Below are 5,144 nucleotides of genomic sequence, written 5' to 3' on the forward strand. Positions count from 1 at the left end.
GCCACAGTTGTTTCCGAAGCAGCGGATAACGAGATATCGGCCGAAGAGAATCTCCGGCGCGCGCATGCATTGCCAGCTTCGCGGCTGACGCCGCTCCTACAAAAGCTGCAACGCCCGCGCGGTCTGACCGTTTACAGGATGCGGTAAACCCGCGCCTTCGGCAGGTCTTCGTCCACCTGCAGGAACCAGCGCCCGGCGATGCCCGGGATCACTTCGATTTCCGGTGACTGCAAGGCAGCGCGAAGGCGCATCTGGCCTTTGAGCACCTTCCATTGCTGGCCATTGGCCAGCACAAACACCGTACCCGGTTCCCAGCCCTCCACCGTTCCCTGCACGCTGCTGTGCACCGGCCCTTCTTCCAGGCCGATCTGCATGGGGGCCGGCGTGGGCGTGGCGGCGGCCACTGGTGCCGGCGATGGCGTTGCTTCGCTGAGCATGCGATTGAGCAGCTCCAGCTGCTGCGCACTCAAGCCGACCTGCTGCAGCTGTTCGGCGCTCAGGCGCTGCTCCAGCGGCAGGTAGTCGCGTTGCTGGCTCCAGGCCAGTGGGGTTGTCGACAACAGCATCGCGGCGAGCAGCAGGCGGGTTTTCATTCTCATGGTCCTTCCGGCCGATGCCGGTTGAGGCGCACTTTGCTGCAGTTTGGTTGCAGTAGTGTTACATGAAGCAAAGCAAGAGCTTGCCCTCACCCCAACCCCTCTCCCGCAGGCGGGAGAGGGGCTCGGATCACGTCGGCTGCTAGTCCACTAGCCCCTCTCCCGCGTGCGGGAGAGGGGTTGGGGTGAGGGGAGGCTTCCAGCGAAAAATCTCGAACAACAGCAAGAACCCAAAAGAAAAGGCCCGGCAAAACCGGGCCCTCCTTCGCTACATGACGCCAAGGCGCCAGTACGTCTTACCAGCTGAAGCGCGGACCGACGGTCCACTGCTTGTCACCGTTGTTGAACATCTTGATGTCGCCATTGATGCCCCAGTTCTGGTTCAACTTCACCTGGCCACCAAGACGGCCGTAGAAGTCACCTTCCGGGCTGATGCCGTGCTTCTTGCTGAAGTCTTCGTAGCCAGCCATGGCATACACCTCGGCGTGCTTGCCGAATGCGGTGCGGATGCCGGCTTCAGCGCTGTAGCCGTTGAAGTCCAGGCCCTGGGCAAACTTCTCGTCGTACTTTTCGTAAGCCGCACGAGCAACGAAATCGGTGGTCGGCGCGATTTCCTTGTTGAAACCGGCGCCAACGCGCCACTGCTCGATATCAAGGTTGGTGTGCGAGATTTCCTGGCGGGTGTATTCACCGAAAGCGTGGAAATTCGGCAGGAACCCGTAGGAGCCCTTTACGCCCCAACCTTCAGCCTTGCCGTCGGCCGAGGTCTTGGCGTAATCGGCTTCAGCATAGTTGTAGGACAGGCCGTCAGCGGCCGAAGCGGCGAACGGGAGGGCGGCAACCAGCGCCAGGGCAATCAACGAAGTCTTCATGGGGTACTACCTCTGCATTACTGAGCTTGATGGCACGACAGCAAACAGCTGTCTGCGTCCGGATGTAAGTTTTCCGTTAGACGCCCCAACAAACCCTGAAACCACGCCTGCAATAAAACGCCGATTTTTGGCTTTTATTCAGGCGTTTTCTGGCACGCGCGGCGCGCGCGCACTTTGCATCCCGTTCATTTTCGCAATTGCACGCAATAATCAGCGTGCGCGTTTGCCTGCGGAGACGCCGCCAAATGTGGTTGGCAATGCGGCGTCGTGCAGCGGCACGCCGGTCTCGATATCACGCAGGATGGGGCAATCCGGGCGGTCGTCACCGGCACAGCAATTGGCCAGCGCCTGCACGGTCTGCACCATGCCCTGCAGTTCGGCGATGCGCTGCTGCAATACCTGCACGTGCTCCAGCGCCATGCGCTTGACGTCGCCGCTGTGGCGCGAGCGGTCGCGCCACAGCTCCAGCAGTTCGCTGATACGCTCCACGCTGAAGCCCATGTCACGCGAGCGCTTGATGAAACCCAGCGTGTGGATATCGCGCGGTGCGTACAGGCGGTAACCGGCGTCGGTACGTGCCACCGGCCCGATCAGGCCGATGTCCTCGTAGTAACGGATCATCTTGGCGGAGATGCCAGAGGCCTTGGCGGCCTGGCCGATGTTCATGCCCTCTTCCATAGTCATCACTCCTCAAGCGTCCATCTGTGGGGCGCGGAAGCGCTTCAGGCGCAGCGCATTGCCGAGTACGAACACCGATGACAGCGCCATCGCACCGGCCGCAAACACCGGCGACAACAGGATGCCCCAGACCGGATACAACACGCCGGCCGCGACCGGAATCAAGGCGGCGTTGTAGACGAAGGCCCAGAACAGGTTCTGGCGGATATTGCCCATCGTCGCCTTGCTCAGCGCGATGGCATTGGGCACGCCCTGCAGGCTGCCGGACATCAACACCACATCGGCCGCCTCGATCGCCACATCGGTGCCGGTGCCGATCGCCAGGCCGACGTCGGCTTCGGCCAAGGCGGGCGCGTCGTTGATGCCATCGCCGACATAGGCCAGCCGACCGTGCTCGGCCTTGAGCCGGCGTACCGCATCGACCTTGCCTTCCGGCAGCACTTCGGCAACCACTTCATCGATGCCGAGCTGGCGCGCGATGGCTTCAGCGGTGCGACGGTTGTCGCCGGTGATCATCGCTACCTTCAGGCCCAGCGCATGCAGGCTGGCGATGGCGGCGCGGGTATCGGACTTGATCGGGTCGGAGACTGCGATGATCGCCGCCAGGCGGCCATCCAGCGCTGCGTACAGCGGGCTCTTGCCCTCTTCACCCAGACGCTGCGCATCGGCGGCAAACACCGCCACATCCAGGCCGAGCTTCTGCATGAAACGATCCGCGCCCACTTCCACGCGCACGCCGTCCACGTTCGCACGCACGCCGTAGCCGGTCACCGATTCGAAGGCATCCACGGCCGGCAACTGCAGGTTTTCCTGCTGCGCGGCGGTGACGATGGCGCGGGCAATCGGATGTTCCGAGCGGTCTTCCACTGCCGACACGCGTGCCAGCACTTCGCTGCGCTGGAAGCCCTCGGCCAGCTGCAGGTCAGTCAACAGCGGACGGCCCTCGGTCAGGGTGCCGGTCTTGTCCACCGCCACCACCTGCGCTTCCTTCAACAGCTGCAGCGCCTCGCCCTTGCGGAACAGCACGCCCAGCTCGGCGCCACGGCCGGTGCCGACCATGATCGAGGTTGGCGTGGCCAAACCCATCGCACACGGGCAGGCGATGATCAGCACCGCCACCGCATTGACCAGACCAAAGGTCAGCGCCGGCTCGGGGCCGAAGATCAGCCACACCGCGAAGGTCAGCAGCGCCAAGCCCATCACGATCGGCACGAACACCAGGGTGATGCGATCAACCAGCGCCTGGATCGGCAGCTTGGCGCTCTGCGCCTGCTCCACCAGGTGGATGATCTGCGCCAGCACCGTTGCGCCGCCGACGGCGGTTGCACGCACGCCGAGCGCACCGGTCTGGTTGACGGTGCCGCCAATGACAGTGCTACCCGGCGCCTTCTGCACCGGCACCGGCTCGCCGCTGATCATCGATTCATCGACATAGCTGTCGCCGTCGACAACCTCACCATCCACCGCGATGCGCTCGCCCGGGCGCACTTCGATCACGTCGCCACTGGCGATCTGTTCCAGCGGCAGCTCGACCACGCTGCCATCGCGACGCACCCGCGCGGTCTTGGCCTGCAGCTTGAGCAGGCGCTTGATCGCCTCGGAGGTGCGGCCCTTGGCCTTGGCCTCCAACATGCGACCGAGCAGGATCAAGGTGACGATGACCGCGGCGGCCTCGTAGTAAACGTTGACGGTGCCGGCCGGCAGCAACCGCGGCAGGAAGGTCGCAACCAGTGAGTAGCCGTACGCCGCCAGCGTGCCGACAGCGACCAGCGAGTTCATGTCCGGCGCTGCGCGCAGCAGGGCCGGGATGCCCTTCTGGTAGAAACGGCGACCAGGGAACACCAGCACCAGCGTGGCCAGCACGAACTGCAGCAGCCAGCTGTTCTGGGTGCCCAGCGTGCCGGCGATGAAGTGATGGAAGGCCGGGATCAGGTGCCCGCCCATTTCCAACAGGAACACCGGCAGGCTCAGCGCTGCGGCTATCCACAGATCACGGGTGAGCACGCGCAGGTCATCAGCATGCCGTTGCGCCTGCTGATCCTCATTGCTGCCGGCACTACCGATCACGCTGGCCGTATAGCCGGCCTTTTCGATCGCCGCCAACAGCGCGGCCGGGGCGGCGCTGCCCTGCACGCTGGCGCGCTCGGTGGCCAGGTTGACGCTGGCAGACTGCACGCCCGGCACCGCCTTCAGCGCGCGCTCGACGCGGCCTACGCAGGAAGCACAGGTCATGCCTTCGATCAGCAGCTCCTGCGCGGCGGGGGCGGTAACCTCGTAGCCAGCCTTGTGTATGGCCTGCACCAGCGCCTCGCGCGGCACGCTGCCGTCGGTCTGCACGCTGGCACGTTCAGTGGCCAGGTTGACGCTGGCCTGGCTCACCCCGGGGATGGCCTTCAGCGCACGCTCTACCCGGCCCACGCAGGAGGCGCAGGTCATGCCTTCGATCATCAGATCTTCGGTGGTGGGACCGGCGCTCTGCTTGCCCGGACTGGCGATGCTGCTCATCGGCACGTCTCCATTTCTATTGTTGGAGGCACCTTAAAGCTTCCAACGATGGGAGGGTCAAGCGCTCTTTATCGCTTGACCTTCCCATCGTGGCAAGCTGCAAGCTGGCTCTACCCCAACGGAGAAACCCCATGAAACTGCATATCGAAAGCATGACCTGCGGCGGCTGCGCACGCAGCGTGACGGCCGCCATCAAGGATGTGGACCCCGCCGCCACGGTCGACATCGACCTGCCAGGCAGGAATGTGAAGATCGAGTCCAGCCAGCCAGTGGAGAACTTCACCAAGGCACTGGAAGACGTGGGCTTCCCGGCGAAGTAACGCCGATCTGCCGTTGTAGGAGCGGTGTCAGCCGCGAAGCTGACGAATTACCAGATCGAGGCATTGCCGGGTTGTCATGGACTCCCGGCTTGGGGGGGGGGGGCCCGCGGGCGCAAACCAGCCGCACCCCCCCCCCGCGGGGCCCCCAGACCCCCCCACCCCCCCGCCCCCGC

At 64.4% G+C, this 5,144-nt stretch carries 5 protein-coding genes; 1 reads left to right on the top strand and 4 read right to left on the bottom strand.

The annotated features are described in order from the left end of the window. Positions 1–131 precede the first annotated feature (131 nt). The 4 genes from ACVOLI_RS20085 to ACVOLI_RS20100 all read right to left on the bottom strand — a co-directional run bounded on the left by ACVOLI_RS20085 (position 132) and on the right by ACVOLI_RS20100 (position 4,651). Complete coding sequence (locus ACVOLI_RS20085) at positions 132–593, bottom strand: hypothetical protein (protein ID WP_481615730.1); 462 nt, start codon at positions 591–593, stop codon at positions 132–134. A gap of 299 nt (positions 594–892) precedes the next feature. Then, positions 893–1,468: an OmpO family porin gene (locus ACVOLI_RS20090; RefSeq protein WP_303748602.1), complete on the bottom strand. Its 576-nt coding sequence runs from the start codon at positions 1,466–1,468 to the stop codon at positions 893–895. Between the two features lie 210 nt (positions 1,469–1,678). Next, on the bottom strand, positions 1,679–2,134 hold the full coding sequence (cueR, locus tag ACVOLI_RS20095) for a Cu(I)-responsive transcriptional regulator (RefSeq protein ID WP_481615733.1): 456 nt from the start codon (positions 2,132–2,134) through the stop codon (positions 1,679–1,681). Between the two features lie 24 nt (positions 2,135–2,158). Continuing rightward, positions 2,159–4,651, bottom strand: coding sequence for a heavy metal translocating P-type ATPase (locus tag ACVOLI_RS20100; RefSeq protein ID WP_481615731.1), 2,493 nt, complete (start codon positions 4,649–4,651; stop codon positions 2,159–2,161). Between the two features lie 131 nt (positions 4,652–4,782). Here ACVOLI_RS20100 and ACVOLI_RS20105 point away from each other — a divergent pair, with 131 nt between their 5' ends. After that, positions 4,783–4,971, top strand: coding sequence for a heavy-metal-associated domain-containing protein (locus ACVOLI_RS20105; RefSeq protein WP_481615732.1), 189 nt, complete (start codon positions 4,783–4,785; stop codon positions 4,969–4,971). The last annotated feature ends 173 nt before the right edge of the window (positions 4,972–5,144 follow it).

This window comes from Stenotrophomonas sp. STEN029 (assembly GCF_056760015.1).